The organism is Frigoribacterium sp. VKM Ac-2859, from assembly GCF_013204925.1.
Lineage (GTDB): Bacteria > Actinomycetota > Actinomycetes > Actinomycetales > Microbacteriaceae > Frigoribacterium.
On the sequence record NZ_JABMLC010000001.1, the window covers coordinates 630,923 to 648,064 of the forward strand.

At 72.1% G+C, this 17,142-nt stretch carries 10 protein-coding genes; 1 reads left to right on the forward strand and 9 read right to left on the reverse strand.

What is annotated here, in order from left to right:
* Positions 1–561, reverse strand: coding sequence for an FKBP-type peptidyl-prolyl cis-trans isomerase (locus HQQ78_RS02950; RefSeq protein ID WP_173150987.1), 561 nt, complete (start codon positions 559–561; stop codon positions 1–3).
* Between the two features lie 74 nt (positions 562–635).
* Entirely contained in the window at positions 636–1,127 is a 492-nt protein-coding gene (locus HQQ78_RS02955; protein WP_056045857.1) for an OsmC family protein, read from the reverse strand.
* Positions 1,128–1,196: 69 nt separating this feature from the next.
* On the opposite strand from HQQ78_RS02955, the gene HQQ78_RS02960 reads away from it, so the two are divergent.
* Positions 1,197–2,213, forward strand: a complete 1,017-nt coding sequence (locus HQQ78_RS02960; protein WP_173150988.1) for an asparaginase — start codon at positions 1,197–1,199, stop codon at positions 2,211–2,213.
* Here HQQ78_RS02960 and HQQ78_RS02965 read toward each other — a convergent pair.
* The 7 genes from HQQ78_RS02965 to HQQ78_RS02995 all read right to left on the reverse strand — a co-directional run bounded on the left by HQQ78_RS02965 (position 2,210) and on the right by HQQ78_RS02995 (position 17,064).
* On the reverse strand, positions 2,210–3,070 hold the full coding sequence (locus HQQ78_RS02965) for a hypothetical protein (RefSeq protein ID WP_173150989.1): 861 nt from the start codon (positions 3,068–3,070) through the stop codon (positions 2,210–2,212). The two genes, HQQ78_RS02960 and HQQ78_RS02965, sit on opposite strands and share 4 nt — an antisense overlap.
* Positions 3,071–3,165: 95 nt before the next feature.
* A complete protein-coding gene (locus HQQ78_RS02970; RefSeq protein ID WP_173150990.1) occupies positions 3,166–5,061 on the reverse strand; it encodes a zinc-ribbon domain-containing protein in 1,896 nt (631 codons plus the stop codon).
* Positions 5,061–7,433, reverse strand: coding sequence for a transglutaminase domain-containing protein (locus tag HQQ78_RS02975; protein ID WP_173150991.1), 2,373 nt, complete (start codon positions 7,431–7,433; stop codon positions 5,061–5,063). Before HQQ78_RS02975 ends, HQQ78_RS02970 begins: the two co-directional genes overlap by 1 nt.
* Entirely contained in the window at positions 7,430–8,836 is a 1,407-nt protein-coding gene (locus HQQ78_RS02980; RefSeq protein WP_173150992.1) for a DUF58 domain-containing protein, read from the reverse strand. Before HQQ78_RS02980 ends, HQQ78_RS02975 begins: the two co-directional genes overlap by 4 nt.
* Positions 8,837–8,889: 53 nt before the next feature.
* Positions 8,890–9,861: a MoxR family ATPase gene (locus HQQ78_RS02985; RefSeq protein WP_056045870.1), complete on the reverse strand. Its 972-nt coding sequence runs from the start codon at positions 9,859–9,861 to the stop codon at positions 8,890–8,892.
* A gap of 34 nt (positions 9,862–9,895) precedes the next feature.
* Positions 9,896–15,700 carry an Ig-like domain-containing protein gene (locus HQQ78_RS02990; protein ID WP_173150993.1) on the reverse strand — a complete coding sequence of 1,935 codons (5,805 nt, stop codon included), beginning with the start codon at positions 15,698–15,700 and terminating at the stop codon, positions 9,896–9,898.
* Positions 15,700–17,064, reverse strand: coding sequence for a serine/threonine-protein kinase (locus HQQ78_RS02995; protein WP_267658642.1), 1,365 nt, complete (start codon positions 17,062–17,064; stop codon positions 15,700–15,702). The genes HQQ78_RS02990 and HQQ78_RS02995 overlap by 1 nt, the downstream gene beginning before the upstream one ends.
* Positions 17,065–17,142 lie beyond the last annotated feature (78 nt).

A 17,142-nucleotide genomic window follows, 5' to 3' on the forward strand; every position in this document is an offset into this window, starting at 1 on the left:
CTAGGAGACGGCGAGGATGTCGATGACGAAGACGAGCGTGTCGGTGCCCGAGATGCCGGCCTGCGGGGCGCCGGCCTCGCCGTAACCGTCGGCCGGCGGGATGACGACGACGGTCTGCGATCCGACGGTCTGCCCGACCATGCCGTCCGCGAAGCCGGTGATGACCTGGTCGGTCGAGAAGGTGGCCGGTGCACCGCGCGACCAGCTCTCGTCGAAGATCTCGCCCGTGTTCCAGATGACGCCCTGGTACTGGACGGTGACGGTGTCACCGGCCTGGACCGTGGCTCCGTCGCCCTTGATCAAGGTCTCGACACCGAGTTCGGTCGGAGCGTCCGCCTCGGGGACGGTCACCGTCGGGCGGCCGTCGGCGTCGAGCTCGACCGTCGGGAACCCGTCCTGCGGGGCCTGGGGCTCGCCCGAGGCGCGCAGCGGGACGTCGGAGGTCGCCTGCGACGAGCTGCTCGGCGTCGCCGCATCGGAGGACCCGCCGGCGTCACCGGCACAGGCCGCGAGCGACAGGAGGAGGGCGGGGACGGCCAGGAGGGCGAGGGAACGGCGCATGGGGATCTCTCGGTCGGGGTGACGGGGGTCGTGCCGTGGGGCTCGGCGCGGCGGAGGTGCCGTGCCATTCTGCCTCACGCCGGGTCGGCTTCTCTGGACACCGCCACGACGGTGGGCTCGTGACCGACCGGGAAGGCGACCGACGCGGCGATGAAGCACTTGCGGCTCGCCTCGGCGTGCAGCTCGAGGGCGCGCTCGACCATGTCGTCGTCGGCGACGGTCACCCGGGGCCGCAGGGTCACCGAGGTGAAGCGACCACCCCCGTCGTGCGTCTGGGTCATCCGTCCCACGGCGGCGTCCTCGTACGCGACCACGACCACCCCGGCGGCCGCGGCGACGTGCAGGTAGCTGAGCAGGTGGCACTGCGCCAGTGCGGCGAGCAGCAGCTCCTCGGGGTTCCAGCGGTCCGCGTCACCGTGGAAGGTGCGGTCGGCCGACGCCAGGACGTCGTGCTGCTTGCCGGTGGCGACGATCGTGGCGTCGCGGCCGTACGAACGGTACGAGGTCGTGCCCTCGCCCCGGTCGCCCGTCCAACGGACGTCGACGGCGTAGTCGTGGTCGAGCATGCTGCCTCCCTCTCGGGCCCCTCGTCGGTGCGACGTGGTCGCGTGGCGGGCCTCGGTACACTCCCCATCATGACCGACCCCCGCCCCGCCGCGCCCTCCCGTCACCCCCTGACCGCCTCGGCCAGCGTCGAGCTGGCCGTGCTCGAGCGCTCGGGTTGGGACGAGAGCCGTCACCTCGGAGCCGGTGTCGTCGTGGACGCCAACGGACGCGAACTGCGTCGGATCGGGGACGCCGACGCGACCATCTACCCGCGCTCGTGCCTCAAGCCGTTGCAAGCGCTCACGGTGCTGCGGTCGGGGGTCTCCCTCGACGGTCCCCAGGCCGTGCTGGCCACGGCGAGCCACGCGGGCACGCCGGCCCACCTCGAGGTGGTCGAGGCGTTGCTCGGCCGGTCGGGCAGCACCGAGGACGACCTCCTCTGCCCGCCGGACTGGCCCGGTGACCGGGCCAGCGCCCGCGAGGCCACCGCGCCGCGCCGGCTCGCGATGAACTGCTCGGGCAAGCACGCCGCGTTCCTCCTCGCCTGTGCCGAGAACGACTGGGACCCGTCCCGCTACGTCGCCACCGACCACCCCCTGCAGGCCGCGGTGCGCGAGACGGTCGCCGAGTTCACCGGCGAGGCCGCTGACCACTCCGGCGTCGACGGCTGCGGTGCCCCGGTGATCGCGACCACCGTGGTCGGCCTGGCCCGGGCGATCGCGCGCATCACCGGGTCGGTCGGCACGACCGGGTCGGGACGCGACGGCCACGCCGCGCATCTCGTCGAGGCCGTCCTGGGCGACGCCTGGGCGATCGACGGTCCCGGTCGAGCCAACACGGTGACGATCGACGAGCTGGGCGTGCTGGCCAAGCTCGGCGCCGAGGGCGTCATGGTGATGGGCACGACCGACGGCGTCGCGGTGGCCGTGAAGGTGCTCGACGGGAACGTGAGGGCCGGCACCCTGGTCGCGCTGCGCCTCCTGGTCGACGAAGGGGCCGTCGACGCCGCCGCCGCCGCTCGCGTCGTCGAGCGCACGCTCGAGAAGGTCACCGGCGGTGACGGCCTGGTGGGCCGCATCCGCCTGGGCAGCGGGGTCGACCGCTAGGCGCACCGCGCGACGTCGTCGAGTACCGACACGAAGGCGACCCGCAGGCTCTGTCGGCACGGCCGGCCGTCCTTGAGGGTGACCGTCGCTCCTCCGTCCTGACCGATCACGACGACGGTGTCGACCGGGGGTGGCTCGGCCTCGGGCCGGGCCCCGCCCGAGGTCGGCGCCCGGACCACCACGCAGTCGATCGCCGCGGCCGCGTCGACCGACGATGCCCCTGCGGCCCGCAGCTGACGGCGGAGGCCCGACGCCACGGCCTCGGCCACCACGGGTGGACCGACGACCCTCACGGCCGACGAGAGGGGCACGCACAGCGGGGCCTCGTCGAGGGTGGCCGCCTCGGCCCGGAGGCGTGCCAGACGATGGGCGACCGGGTCGCCCGGCTCGAGGTCGTCCTCGGGACGCCCCTCGAGGACGAGCCCGCTGGAGGCGCGACCCACCCCGAGCACCAGCACCCGGGTCGGACGACGTGCGACGTCGCACTCGTCGAGCCGATCGGCCGTCGGGTACCAGTCGGCCAGCTCACGCGACCGCACCGCCCGGAGGCGCGCGACGACCTCGTCGACGTCGTCGAGGGCGGCCAGGAACCTCGACCGTTCGCGCCGTGCCGTGAGCGTCGCCCCGACGACACGGTCGACGGCCCAGCCGACGAGGACCGCGAGAGCCGTCGCGAGCGAGAGCCCGAGGACGGCAGGCGGCGCGGTCCACGGGACGAGAGCACCGCACGCGGACACGACGGCACCCGTCGACATCGCCGCCACGGGCGTCGCCGTCGGGCGGGGTCTCGTAGGCCCGGACGGCAGCCGGACGCGGGACGGCAGGACCGGTGACGCCGCGGTGGTTGAGGAGTTCATGACTCCAGTGGAGCGGAGCACCGTCCGCGGCGGGTACCGGGTGGTCGGGCCGGGGGAAGGACCGACCACCCTTCCGCGTGGGGAGGAGCCGTGGGTCAGACCACGACGAAGAACTGCTCGCCGATCTCGACCCGGGTTCCACGCGTCACGCGGACGCGGACTCCGGGATCGGCACGGCGGGGCGGGAGGTCACGAGGACGGACGACCGTCCCGTTGCCGGACCACCGGTCGCTGACCCAGAGGGCTCCGGCCTCCTGACCGAACTCCAGATGCGTCTTCGACACGGACTTGCCGGGATCGACGATGCGGACGAGCTGGTCGAAGCGCTCCCCCGGCTGGGGCGTCGGTGCACGGCCGACGAGGCCGGTCCCGTCGACCGTGATGCTCTCACCGGTGCTGAACTGCAGCACGTACTCGGTTCCGAGTGCACCACGACGGACGATCCGGGTCTCGTCGACGTCGGCGTCGTCGGGCAGGTCCACGGGCACCCGACGCGGGCGCCAGGACGGAGCCGACGACGACGTGGGAGCAGGGGGGAGGTCGGCGACGCTCGGCGTCGGAGTCGCCGCCGGTCGTTCGGGGCGGAATCCCGGGACGTGGTCGATCGGTTCGGGTGCCGGGCGTGGCGTGTCGTCCTGCCGGCCGTCGGCCTCGTCTCGGACGGGTACGTCGTCGCCGGAGCCCGGGCCGTCCGGAGAGGTCCCGGCGTCGTCGGAGCCCGATCCGGCACCCTCACGGTCCTGTGTGGCGGAACGACGGCGGAGGACGGACTCGTCGTCGGGTCTCCATTCGGGCGGGAGCGGGACGACAGGCCCCGTGAACGACAAGGCGACCGACTGCACGACCGCACCGCATTCACCGCAGAAGATGTCGTCCTCGTCGATGGGTGCGCCACAGTGCGTGCACCGTTCGGGAACGACGGCGGAGCCCGGTTCGACGAGCGGTACGGGGTCCACGAGCGGTGCGGGCCCGACGAGCGGTACGGGCTCGGGGCGGTCGGAGTCGGGGAGGGCGGGCCGGGACCCGCTCGGGACCGGCGGGCGGAGGTCACGGCCGAGCGCGGCCACCGGGGCGGTGTCGCCGTCCCGCGGCCCGTCGGCCGTCGGCCGCACGAGAGGCGGCGGGCCCGCAGGAGGCGCGACCCGGTCGCCGGGGACGACCTCGGAGGAGGAGTCGGACGAGGGAGCGGACTCGTCCGGCATCACCGTCGCCTCGGGGTCGGTCGCGCCCTCGGTGTGGTCGTTCTCGACCGGCCGGGTTCCGTCAGGGGCGGTGGACGTCTCGACCTCGCCTGACCGGACCTCGCCGTCGTCGTCTCGACGTCCGTGGGACGCCTCGGCGGAGGGGGGTTCGACGGCGGCCACCACGTCGGGAGAGGACTCGTCCGATGTGAGAGGCGTCAACGACGCCGTCCAGAGCGGGGCGGACGAGGGGCGGGGCCCGTTGTCGGGGTGCTCGGAGGGCACTCGGAGCGGTGTCGGCGATCCGACCGTCTCGGGTGCCGTCGTCGCGAGGGCCCCGACCGGGCCGTCGGGGACGGCGGGGATGCCGGAGACGGCGGGGTTGCCGGGGTCAGGGGTCCTCGGGGACTCGGCCCGCGCCTCCTCGGAGGCCGTCGGGCGGTGGTCCTCGCCCGTGGACACGACGGTTCGATCGTCCACCGGCCACACCGGGGGCTCGGGAGCCGACGCGGGCGCTTCGGACCGGGCGTGATCGACACGGGGCGGCTCGACCTCGACCCCGGGCACGCCGGTGTCGGCCTGACGGTCGCGCACCCACCACGGGGGTTGCGCATCGCTGCGGCGGGGGTGCGAGGTCGCACGCGGAGGAGCCTCGGGCAGGTCGGGCGCACTGGTGGCGTCGACGTGCTCGGCAGCGGCGTCGGCCCGACGTCGGGCAGCCGCGAGGTCTGCGCTCGAGACCGCCCGACCGCACTCGCCGCAGAACATCGCGCCGACGGGCAGGGGGCTGGCACAGGTGGGGCAGTACATCAGTCGTTCCTCTGTCGCTCGGGAGGGGTGCGCCCATGGTAACCACGCAAAGATCGGAGCGAGACCGCCGCGGCGAACCGCTGCCGCCTCGTGAGCCCGACGCCGAGGGCGTGTCTCATCTCGGCGACGGCCGTCCAGACTCGGTCGGCGTCGGACTCCGCGGGCGGGTTCGGCGAGAACACCGCACGGTCCGCCACCCGGGCGAGCACTGCGGGACGCGAGCCACCGACGACGGCGGCGACCTCGCTCCGGGTCGCCGCGGGCGGGGTGCGGATGCCGTGGTCGACCACGGCATCCTGGAACTCGTGCCAGCCGCCGCTGATGCGGTCGGAGGGACTCGTCGCCGTTCGGCGGCGACGACGCCGCTGCGCCTTGAGGACCACGACCGTCACGAACGGGGCCGCGAGCAGACCGGCGACGAGGGCGCTCCAGCCGACGACCCGCACGACCGCCAGGACGATGGCCAACCAGGCCGGAGGGGTCTCGGGATCGTCCTGCTCGGACTGCGGCGGCGTCTGGTCGTCCCGCATCTGAGGGTCCTGGGGTGGGGGCTGGACGACGGACTCGGGCCGGGAGATCTGCGTCGGGTCCTGCACCTGGTCCTCGGGGATGGGACGTTCGGCCGGGTTCGGGTCGAGCGCCACCCAGCCGTACTGGGCGGTGTCGACCTCGATCCAGGCGGTCACGCTGGACCCCGTGACGTCGACGGGGCCACCGTCCGTCTCGGGGGCGAATCCCATGACGACCCTCGCGGGGAACCCCAGCCGGTCGGCCATCAGCGCGGCGGCCGTCGCGTACTGCTCGGCGTCGCCGATCATGACGGGGTCGGTGAAGAGCTGGGCGATGCGGTCCGCACCGTGCCCGGATCGGCTGACGGGTTCGTCGGCGGTGACGCCGTGGCTCACGTAACCGTCCTCGCGCAGGGCGCTCAGCGCCGCCCGGAGGCGCGCCCCGGGGCCCTGGACCCCGGCGACGTCCTCCTCGAGCGAGGAGGTGAGCTCGTCCGGCACGTCCCGCGGCGTCGGCACGGTGGCGGTCCCCGGTGTGAGCGCGTCGAGCTCGTCGTCGCCGGGCTGGCGGGGCTCGACCGCGTCCAGTCGGTACGAATCGCCCTGTCGCAGTCCGCCGAGGACGGCCGCCGTGCCCGTGAGGTCGTTGTAGAAGAACGCGTCCCGCCGGGCATCCGCCGTGGGTCCGCCGAACGAGACGGACTCGAGTCGGCCGACGGTGGGGAGCCAGAGGTCGTCGTAGGCACCGATCGTGACGTCCACCGCGGTCGCCTGCCCGTCGACCCGGGATTGGTCGACGTCGGACGGCACGCGGGTGAAGAACCCGGAGGCGCTGTCGACCTCGCCGCTGCCGACGCTGTAGACGACACCGTCGTAGGTGTCGAGCGTCGCCACCCGCAGTCGCTGACCGTCGCGGAGGCCCGCGACCGTGAGGAGCGCCTGGTCGACGGTGGGCTCCTGTTCGTACGCCCGGAAGCCGCTGAGCGGGCTGACGTGGTCCCGCGGATCGAACGGTTGCTCGACCACCGTGCGGGCCACGGTCCGCGAGGTGACCGGCGGGATCGCGGCGACGGCGACCGTGCCGGCCGTCCCTGCGACGGCCAGCGTGGCGAACGCGCCGACGACGGCACGGACGGCCACCGGGCGGTGCCCGGCAGACGTCGTGACAGCACGGGTGGTGAGGGCCCCGAGCGCGATGCGACGTCGACGGAGGCGCCACCAGACGACCCAGGCGACCACCGTCACCAACACGGCGAGACCGGTGACGCGGGGCCACCAGGCCTCGCCCGGACCGAGCACGATCGCCGCGATCCAGACGACGACGGGAACGACGACGGCGAGTTCTCCGCGTCGGCTGCGGAGCGCGACGGACAGGCCGACGACCGTGCCGACGAGGACCAGCGCGAAGACCGGCACCAGCAGGGCCTCGTAGCTGCCCACCGGCAAGGCGATGGTGACGAGCTGCTTCCAGCCGAGAGCGGTCGCCGAGACCAACGTCAGGAGGCCCCGACCCGTGGGCAGCACGCCGCCGAAGGCTTGCGACGGCACGGCGAGCGGCACCCCGAGCAACAGGTACGCCACGATCGTCGCCGCGAACACCCACACGCTCGACAGCCGGAGGGCGGCCGTGCCCAGCGCGATGACCACGCCGACGGCGAAGGCGACGACGACGAGCACGACGAAGGCGGCGCTCTCGTACACCGGCCAGAAGGTGACGGTCGCGGCGCCGAGCGAGGCCGCGAACAACGCGACGACCCAGGCGACGAACGGGGCTCGCAGTCGTGACGGCCGCGCGCGGGACCGTGCGCGCGGAGGAGGCGCCGCGGGCCCCGCGGGCGTCCGGACCCCGTCGACGACGCTCATGCGCTCGCCGTTCGGGCGAGCGACTTCTGCAGGTCCTCGAGGAACCCGATGGTCAGCACGGTGAGATCGGCGATGCGCCTCATGCCGGGGACCGTCTCGGGGTCGCACACGATCGCCACCGCCTCCACCCCCAGGGGGAACTGCAGGGCTGCGGCGCGCATCTCGGTGACCGTCGTCGTGGACCCGACGACGAGGAACGCCACCGAGATCCCCACGACCTGATCACCCGCCACCCGCGCGACGTCGGTGATGGCCAGCGCCGACTCCGCCGACGTGACGACCGCGAGTTCGTCGAGCAGGCGGTTCCGGGTCAGCGTGCTCAGGGAGCGGATCTCGAGGTTCTTCCGCTTGGCGAACTCGGGGGTGGTCTCGCCGACGACGACGCTGACCTCACGCGCGTCACGGATGGCGCGGGCACCGAGAGAACCCGCGACGCTGACGGCCAGTTCGAACTCGTCGTCGTTGGCGAAGTCACCGGCCGCGAGGCTCAGGGCGATGACCAGGTGGCTGCGCCGGCTCTCCTCGAACTGCCGCACCATGTAGGTGCCCGTCTTGGCGGTCGACTTCCAGTGAATGTTCCGTCGTTCGTCGCCCGGCTGGTACTCGCGCAGGGCGTGGAACGAGATGTCGCTGGGCGAGAGGTCACGCGTCGGGTTGCCCTCGAGGTCACGGATGAGACCCGTGCTCGTGCTCGGGATGCCGATGGTGCGAGGGTGCACGAACACCTCGGTGACGCCGGTCCACTCGATCTCGCGTCGGGCGAGGCCGACCGGGTCGCCTCGCACGGTGCTGACCGGACCCACGGCCACGACGCCGCGTCGCGTGGTGGGCAGGTCGAACGACTCGGCGACCTCGTCTCCCGATCGGAGGCTCGGCAGGCCGATCTCGGCGAGACCCGGACCGACGGGGACCTCGACGGACACTCCGAGGATGCGGCGGGCGCTCGCGTTGCGCACCCGCACGGTGCCGGCCGCCGGGGCGCCGACGGCCACGCGCTCGTGCGGGATCTCGAGCGTGATGCGGACGGTGTTCCGTCCGACGAGAGCGAGCCCTGCGACGAGCAGCAGGACGATCGCGGCGAAGCCGACCACCACGAGCTCGGTCCAGCCGAGCAGGTAGCCGACGAGCAGCCCGACCGGTGCGGCGACGAGCATCGACCACCCGAAGGGCGTGACCACCGAGGAGGCGCTGGTGAACGCCCGGCGGACGGAACGGCGAGCCCCACGCGTCGTCCTGACCAGCAGGACGAGCAGGTCCGCTCCGATGCCGGTACGGTCGCCGACGATCCGGGTCCGGGCGTTCGTCAGTCCTTGCGTTCCCGTCGAGAACGCGGAATCGAATCGCTGGTCGGCGCCGCGGGTGCCGACCCGCGGTCGTGTCCGGCCGGCGCGGGACCCGTCCACGGTCGACCCCGGCGCGGGCCGGGCGGCCCGGTCGGTGCCTCGGGGACGCTCGCTCACACGGCTACCCGCTCGGCGGGTGGCGCCGTCTCGATGAGCAGCTGGCTCACGACGCTGGACGGCGTGACACCGTCGAACTCCGCTTCGGGGTCGAGCACGAGACGGTGGGCGAGCACGGGCTCGGCGAGCGACTTGACGTCGTCCGGGATCACGTAGTGACGACCGAGGGACGCCGCGTAGGTCTTGGCCGAACGGACGAGGGCCAGCGCACCGCGGACGCTCACACCGAGACGGACCTCCTGGGCCGTTCGCGTCCCGTCGACGAGCCGGGCGACGTAGTCACTGATGGTGGGCTCGACGTGCACGGTGCGGGCGAGTTGCGCCATCTCGGTGATGACCCCGGCCTGGACGATCGGGTTGAGGCTGCCCTCGTGGACCCTCGTGGCGGAGCCCTCGAGGATGCGGACGGTCGCCGCGTGATCGGGGTAGCCGATCGAGGTCTTCATGATGAACCGGTCGAGCTGGGCCTCGGGAAGACGGTAGGTGCCGGCCTGCTCGACCGGGTTCTGGGTGGCGATCACCATGAACGGCGACCCCACGGGGTGGCTGACGCCGTCCACGGTCACGCGGCTCTCTTCCATCACCTCGAGGAGGGCGGACTGCGTCTTGGGGCTGGCGCGGTTGATCTCGTCGGCGAGGACGATGTTGGAGAAGATCGGCCCGCGGTGGAACTCGAACCCACCGGCCTTCTGGTCGTAGATGCTGACGCCGGTGATGTCGCCGGGCAGGAGGTCGGGGGTGAACTGCACACGGTTGCTCGAGCCCTGGACGCTCTGGGCGATCGCGCGGGCGAGCGAGGTCTTGCCCGTGCCCGGGAAGTCCTCGAGCAGCAGATGCCCCTCGCTCAGCAGAGCCGTGAACGACAGCCGCACGACGAAGGTCTTGCCCAGCAGCACCTGGTCGACGTTGGCCACCAGTCGCCCGAAGATGTCGGAGAACCAGGTCGCCTGCTCGGGGGTCATGCTCATGTGTCTTCGTTCCTCGATGTGTCGTTCATGGGCTTCAGCCGCAGGTGACCCGTGCGTAGCCGCTGTCGGTCTTGCCGTCGACCGTCCCGCGGATGCGGACCTCCGTCGCCGAGGGATCGACCCGGGACGTCGTCGTGTACGCGCCGTTCCTGTCTCCCGACTGCCAGTTGTCCAGGATGAGGGGCGACACGTTGAACTCGACCGTCGCCGAGAAGTCGAGGTTACCGTTCGACGGCGGGTTGACCACGAGGGGTTCGCCGGGGACGCACGAGACGATGACGGGCCGTACCGTCACGGGCGTCGCGGCCTGACGATCGGACGCGGCGCCACAGAACGTCTCGGAAGCGTCTCGACAGCCTCGGACGTAGACCTGGAGTTCGGTGCCGTAGCCCCCGGTGGAGACGAAGCCGTCGGCGGCCAGGGGCTGCCAACCCGTCTGCCCGTTCTGCGACCACTCGAAGCGGGCTGCCGTGCCCGACACCACGTCGGTCGCGGAGACCCTCACGTCGAAGCGTCCCCCACCGTTCTCGATCGCCGCCACGGTCGCGCGAGCAGCACCCGGGGCCTTGAGTGCCGTGGTCCGACCCGAACCCGCGGAACAGAAGGTGCCGTTGTCCGCCTTCACGACGTAGAGGTAGGTGACTCCGTCCTCCGCGGACGAGTCCGTCGCTCCCCCGCCGGCGAGCGGAACGGGGTCACCAGGGGTGTCGCAGGACACCGGCCCGTCCGAGCCGGCGACGCGGACCACCCGGTACGTGGGAGCCGATCCGCCGTTCGCGGTCGACGGCGTCCAGGTGATCTGCACGCCACCGCTCACGGGGGTGGCCGTGACCTGGGGTGCCCCGGGGCTCCCGACGGGTACCACCCGCGTCAGGGACGCCCGGGCCCACGCCGCCTCGCTGTCGACGTCGGCGTCGTTCTTCGCGAAGACGTTCACCGTGTAGTTCTGGTTCGGGACGAGGCCGGGGATGACGGTCTGCTGCACCCCACGTCGAACGGTCTGGGATCCCGTCGTGGGCCCGGACCATTCGACGACGTACGACTGGATCGCGGAGCCCGGCCGGGGATCCGGCGAGTCCGTCCACGTGATCCGGGTGTCGCCCTGGCCCGACGGCACCGCAGTCGCGCTCAGGCCCGTGGGTGCGGCGGGCACGTAGTCGGCACTGTAAGCGGGACTCGGCGCCGATGCAGCGGAGTCCCCGACGCCGTTGGTGGCGACGACCGTGAAGGAGAACCGCTGGCCCGCGGGCAGGTCGGTCAGGGTGCAGACCGTCGCCAGCCCGCAGGCCTTTGAGTACGAGCCCCCGGCCGAACCCGCCCCGGTCAGACGGTAGCCGGTCAGCGGCGAGTTGTTGGCCGCGGGAGCCGTGTAGCTCAGGGTGAGCTGTCCCCCCGTGAAGGTGCCCGTTCGGACCGGGGCATTGGGGGCGTTCGGGGCGTCCTGCACGCTGATGGTGACGGTGCCCCAGACATATCGGTCGGGGTCGTCCGTGACGTCGGCGACCTGGTACTGGAGGTTCGTGTCGCCGGGGGCCGCGGAAGCCGCGACCGAGACGGCGAGACTCCGGTTGTCACCGCTCGGCGTGATCGAGACGCCTTCCGGCACGCTCGACCCGTTCAGCCCACGGATCGCCACCACCCGCAGCGCCTGCCCGGGGAAGGGATTGGTCGCCTGGTCGTTCTGCAACACGTCGACCGAGGTCGAGGCCCCGCGCTTGACGACGGCACGATCGGGGGCCGGTTGAGCGAGCGGGCGGGTCGATCCCACGACCGACACGGTGACGGCACCGCTCCGGCCCGGGTTGAGGGCATCGCTGACGGCGACTGGGAGCGACCTGCTCGTCCCCTTCGCGGTGCCGGCCTCGGCCGAGACGGTGAGCTTCGACCCGGACAGGTCGAAGCCGAAGCCCGCGACGCCGCCCTGTTCGACCGAGTACCGGAGCTCGTCGATGTCGTCCGGATAGGGGTACGTGGTGAGCCGAGCGAGGTCGAGCGTGCGGGACTGGCCCGGTTCGAGGTCGATCGAGGTGCCGTTGAAGACGGGTGGCTGGTTCTCTCGCGACGTCACCGTGATGGGCAGCACGAGCGACGCCGTCCGACCGTCCGGGTCGTCGGCCGAGCGACCGTCGGTCACCTGGAACGAGATGGAGGCCGTACCCGAGAACAGGTCGGCGGACGTGAACCGGAGGGTCGTGTCGTCGACCACGAGGGCGTCGCCGTTCGAGTTCGTCGCCCGGACCGTCGCGGGGTCGGTCAGTCGGACTCCGTTGGTGCCGGCGGAGATCACGTAACGGTCGAGGTCGATCGTGACGGCCTTCTCGCTCTCGACCGTGATCGGACGGACCGTCCGGTCGACCTGCGGAAGGGCGTCGTCGAAACCGGGCACGACGATGAACGCGTAGGAGCGGACGCCCGGGTCGTCCTTCCTCGAGACCGAGAACGGGATGATCTGGCTCGAATCGGTGATGCGGACGGTCACGCGCGAGTTCGGCGTCACCTCGGCCGTCGAGCCGAATCCCGGGGCAAGTCCGAGGTCGAGCTGCGAGGTGCTGCCGTCCGAGAAGAACACGTTGGTCAGGGGGTTGACCGTCACGGTCTGCCGACCGGCGATGTCGCTGAGTCCGAGGACCGTGTCGTCGGCGAGCGGGTAGTTCAGTGGTGCGTCGGGATCGACGGTCACGGTGACGAAGGTCGAGCTCTGCCCGCCGCGCTCGTTCGACACCGTGTAGACGAGGCCGTACGTCCCGGGGGTCTCGGGGGGCGTCACCGACACCATCGTCCCCGACACGACCTTGGCGACGACACCCTCGCCGTTCGGCTCGACGGCGTCGACCGACAAGGCGCCCCCGTCGGGGTCGGAGTCGTTGTCGAGCACCCGGACCGTGATGGAACCCCCGGGTCGCATCGTCACGGCGTCCGCGACGGCGATCGGGTTGCGCGATCCGTCGGCGCGGGTCGAGATCCCCACGCGGACCGTGCCGGTGGCCCGGGCACCCAGGCCGTCCACGACCGCGTAGGTGAAACTGTCGGTGCCCGCCGAGCTGGCGTTCGCCTGGTACTCGACGTAGTCGGTGCCGACGGTCGACACGCTGCCCTTCTCGGGGTTCGTGCCCACCCCTAGCAGCTGGACCGAGTCGCCGTCGGGATCGATGCCGTCGAGCGGAACGCCGATGCGCACGGTCTCGCCTGCGACGACGCGCGCCGTCACCGACTGGGGCGCGGGGGCGGCGTTGCTGCCCGCGTCGACCTCGCGGACCGCGATGGCGACCTGGGCCGAGGCCCGCTGCCCGTCGGGGCCCTCGACGGTGTAGGTCGCCGTGACGTTGCCCGGGGTGGTGGGGGCCAGGTACCGGAGACGGTTACCCGACGCGAAGAGCAACCCGCTGCCGGCCGGGACGTCCCTCTCGAGTCGCGGCACCAGCGTCAACTCGTCGCCGTCGGGCTGCTCGTCGTTGGCGAGGACGTCGATGTCGATGGAGTCCCCCACCCGGACGGTCACCTGGTCGTCGGTCGCGATCGGCGGCTGGGTGATCGCCCGGCGCGGGATCTCGACCACCGTCACGGTGCCGGTCGCGGAGGCGAGGCCGTTGCTGACGGTGTAGCCGAAGGTGACCGGCCCGTCGTCGAGCGGGGCCGCGAGCGTGATGCGGGCGTAGCGCTGATCGAGGGTCTCGACCCTGACCCCGGACGCGGCGGGCACGGCATCGGTCGCCGTGAGCATGAGGACGTTGTTGGCCGGGTCACGATCGGTCGCGACGACGTCGAGCGTCTGCGTGCCCAACGTCTCGACGAAGATCGTCTTGGGCGTCGTGACGGGCGGTGTGCCCGCGTCCGGAGGGGATTGGACGTCCACCCTGACCGTGCCGGTCGCCGTCTGGTCGCCGTCCGTCACGGTGTACTCGAGCAGGTGGGTCCCGGGCACGTCGCTGAGGAACCGGAACGTGCCCTGTTCGTAGTTCGGCGTGACGGTGACGTCGGCCTTCGCCGGGACGCTGTTCAGCTTGACGGTGCCCGTGCCGCCTCGAGCGTAGGTCAGCGGCCGCACGGTCAGCTGCTGGCCCGCATAGGCCTGCTGCGAGAAGGGCAGGGCTTCGAGGGGCACCTGCCCTGCCCCCATCACGGTGATCGCGAGCGATCCTCGCCCCTCGTCACGGCCGTCCGAGACCGTCAGGGGGACGTCGACGGTCGTGTCGCCCGCACCGGCGTCCTGGTAGACGACGTCCCCCGAGGGCTTGTACGAGAGCCCCGCCGCCCCTCCTGCCGAGGTCAGGTAGAAGGCATCACCGTCGGGGTCGATCCAGTCGCCGAGCACCGAGGTGGTGACCCGGCCCGACGACGACACCGACGCCGACGTCCTGCGCGCCTGCTGCGGCGGCGAGTTCTCCGACGGTTGGCGCACGGTGAGGGCGACCGTCGCGCTGGCCTGACCGCCACGTCCGTCGGAGATGGTGTAGTCGAACGAGAACGTGCCGGAAGCCGAGTCGGTGAGGGTGAGGAGCACCTGTTGTCGGTCGTTGACGAGGTCGATCCGGCCGACGGCATCGTCGAGTGCGGACACGTCGTCGATCACGAGCGGGTCGCCGTTCGGGTCGTAGTCGTTGAGCAGCACGGGCAGGGTGCTCGCTCGACCGGGTCGTGCGCCGAACGCGTCGTCCACGGCGACCGGTGGTTTCTGGTCGAGATCCAGCTCGGGCGGTTGCTGGTCGTCGTTCTCCTGTTGCTCTTCTTGGTCGCGGTCCTCTTGGAAGAGGTCCGACCAGTTGTCGATGAGCTCGCCGGAACGCTGGACCGCCCAGGACCGACCCGACGCCGGATCGTTGAGCACGACCCGGCGCGCGTTGACGTCGAAGACGAGGCTCGCCCCTCCGGTGACCTGGTCGAGGTCGAGGACTCCCCCGCGGGCCGACGCACAGTCGCTCCACGCCGACCCGCCCGCCCAGGCGCCGAAGCGGCAGTCGCCGACGACGACGGGTCGCGCGGGCTTGCCCTCGCGTCCGCCGACGACCTCGGCGACCCGTGAGGAGTCGATCGACACGGACAAGAGGCCGGTGGACGTCGCGACCAGGACCTCGTCGCCCGTGTCGGACCCCGTCTGCAGAGCGAGCCCGCCCGAGGCCCGGTCGGACAGGTCGACCTGCCGTCCGTCGACGACCAGTTCCCCCGTGACGGCATCGAGCACGGCCCAATGACCGCCGACCGAGGCCACCTGGTACCCGGAGGACGACGAGGCGGGCACGTCGTGCGTCTCGGCGACGTCGGGTGACACCGTTCCGTCGAAGATCGACACCCTGCCGGTGTCGGACGAGTAGGCGACCACACGGCCGTCGGGCGTGACGTCGGTGACCAGTCCCTTGCCGAGGCTGAGATCGGGGTCGACCTCGTTGCTGAAGGACGCCAGGTCCGAGAGCGGTTGGCTCCAGACCTCCCCCGTGCCCTGTGACACGACGAGCACACGGTCCCCGGCGATCGACACGTCGGGCGATTCGGGCGGGAGCGGGACGCTCTCGGCCACCTCGGCCGTGGCGGTGTCGACGACACCGACCGTGGCGTTGCTGCGATCCACGAGCAGGACGTCCTGCTCGCGTTGGACGACCGAGAGGTCGGCACCGGTGCCGCGCACGGCGGAGTTGAGCTGCAGGACGTCGGTGTTCGCCCGACCGATCGCGGCGCGTTCTCCGTTGGCGACCCAGACCGTTCCGTCGGAGAGGTCGACGCGCTGGGCCTCGTAGCCACCGCTGGCCACGGCGACGGTCGTCACGAGCGTGGCCACCACGACCACTCCGACCCCGGTGACGACGGCGGATCGACGACGGGAGGCCCAGTCGAGCAGCCGCCCCATCAGCCCTGACCCGCCGTCGCGCAGTTCTCGTTGCTCTCCGGGCCGGTCGAACCACCGCGGCTCACGGAGACGGTGATGCAGACCTCGTCACCCGGGTCGGCAGGGGTGGCGACGAACCGGTCGGCGGATTGCTGGCTCGTCTGCCCCCCGGTCGAGATGACGTAGGTGTCACCTGCCCGGAGCCCCGGGTCGCTCCAGGTGAAGACCACCGAGGAGCCGTCGCTCGACGACGCGACGTCGGCCACCCGGGGGATGTCGGTCGACGTCGAGCGGACGAGCACCAGCGTCGCGGCGGCTGCGAGACCGATCCCCACCACCGACGCCGCCACGAGGGCCCACGTCACGACGAGCAGCGACCGACGCCGCGTCGGACGTGTACCCGTGCTGCGAGGCACGGCGCGGCTCTGCTGGAGCGAACCGCCGTGCTGCGCCTGGACCTGGGCCTCGGTCGCCCGGCGCCGGCGGCGACGCCGCGAGGCCTGCACGGGGGTCACACCCCGGAGGCGCGTCTTGTCCTCGAGGTCGGCCACGGTCGCCAGGGCCCAGTCGTCGACCGCCACCTCGATGGGGGTCTGCGCGACGCCGATCTCGCTCTCGACCTGCTGGAGCTCGCGCACGAACTCGAGGACGCTGGCCTGGCGGTTCTCGGGGCGCCGCGACATGGACCTCGCGAGCAGTCGCTCGAGGGTGGGAGGGACGTCCGTCCGTCCGGTCGGCACGAGCTTGGCCTTGTCGATGCGACCGATCAGGTCGGACGCGCCGTTCTTGTCGCCGCCGAGGACCTCGAAGGGGCTCCGGCCCGCGAGCAGCGAGTACACCGTCGCCCCGAGGGACCACACCTCGGACTCGATGGTGCCGTTGGTCTCGTCGAGCAGCACCTCGGGGGCCGACCACGGGATCGACATGCCGACGACCTCCTGCGGCTCGCTCTCGCTGAGGGACGCGGCGATGCCGAAGTCGGACAGCACGGGGTGTCCGTAGGCCGTCATGAGGATGTTCGACGGTTTCAGGTCGCGGTGCAGGACGCCCTGCCGGTGGGCCGTCTCGACCGCGCTGCCGATCTTGACGCCGATGCGCAGCACGTCGGCGACGGGGATGCGGTCGCGCCGGTACCGCTCGCTCAACGACGACGAGCAGAGTTCCATCACCAGGTACGGACGGCCGTCGGCCGAGACGCTGGCCTGGAACACCGTGAGGATCGACGGGTGGGCACTCAGCTGGGCCATGAGGTTCGCCTCGGCCTGGAACATCTGGCGGACCTGGTCGTTCACGACCTCGCTGAGCATGACCTTCACCGCGACCTGCCGGCGCGGCATGTTCTGTTCGTAGAGGAACACGTCGGCGAAGCCGCCCGACCCGAGCACGCGCACATGCGAGAATCCCGGCAGGACGGGGGGCGCCGAAGGCAGTCGTCGAGCCACGTCGCCTCCTCTGGGAATCGA

Coding starts and splice junctions, on each gene's coding strand:
- HQQ78_RS02950 (WP_173150987.1), bottom strand. CDS start 561: ATGCGCCGTTCCCTCGCCCTCCTGGCCGTCCCCGCCCTCCTCCTGTCG.
- HQQ78_RS02955 (WP_056045857.1), bottom strand. CDS start 1,127: ATGCTCGACCACGACTACGCCGTCGACGTCCGTTGGACGGGCGACCGG.
- HQQ78_RS02960 (WP_173150988.1), top strand. CDS start 1,197: ATGACCGACCCCCGCCCCGCCGCGCCCTCCCGTCACCCCCTGACCGCC.
- HQQ78_RS02965 (WP_173150989.1), bottom strand. CDS start 3,070: ATGAACTCCTCAACCACCGCGGCGTCACCGGTCCTGCCGTCCCGCGTC.
- HQQ78_RS02970 (WP_173150990.1), bottom strand. CDS start 5,061: ATGTACTGCCCCACCTGTGCCAGCCCCCTGCCCGTCGGCGCGATGTTC.
- HQQ78_RS02975 (WP_173150991.1), bottom strand. CDS start 7,433: ATGAGCGTCGTCGACGGGGTCCGGACGCCCGCGGGGCCCGCGGCGCCT.
- HQQ78_RS02985 (WP_056045870.1), bottom strand. CDS start 9,861: ATGAGCATGACCCCCGAGCAGGCGACCTGGTTCTCCGACATCTTCGGG.
- HQQ78_RS02990 (WP_173150993.1), bottom strand. CDS start 15,700: ATGGGGCGGCTGCTCGACTGGGCCTCCCGTCGTCGATCCGCCGTCGTC.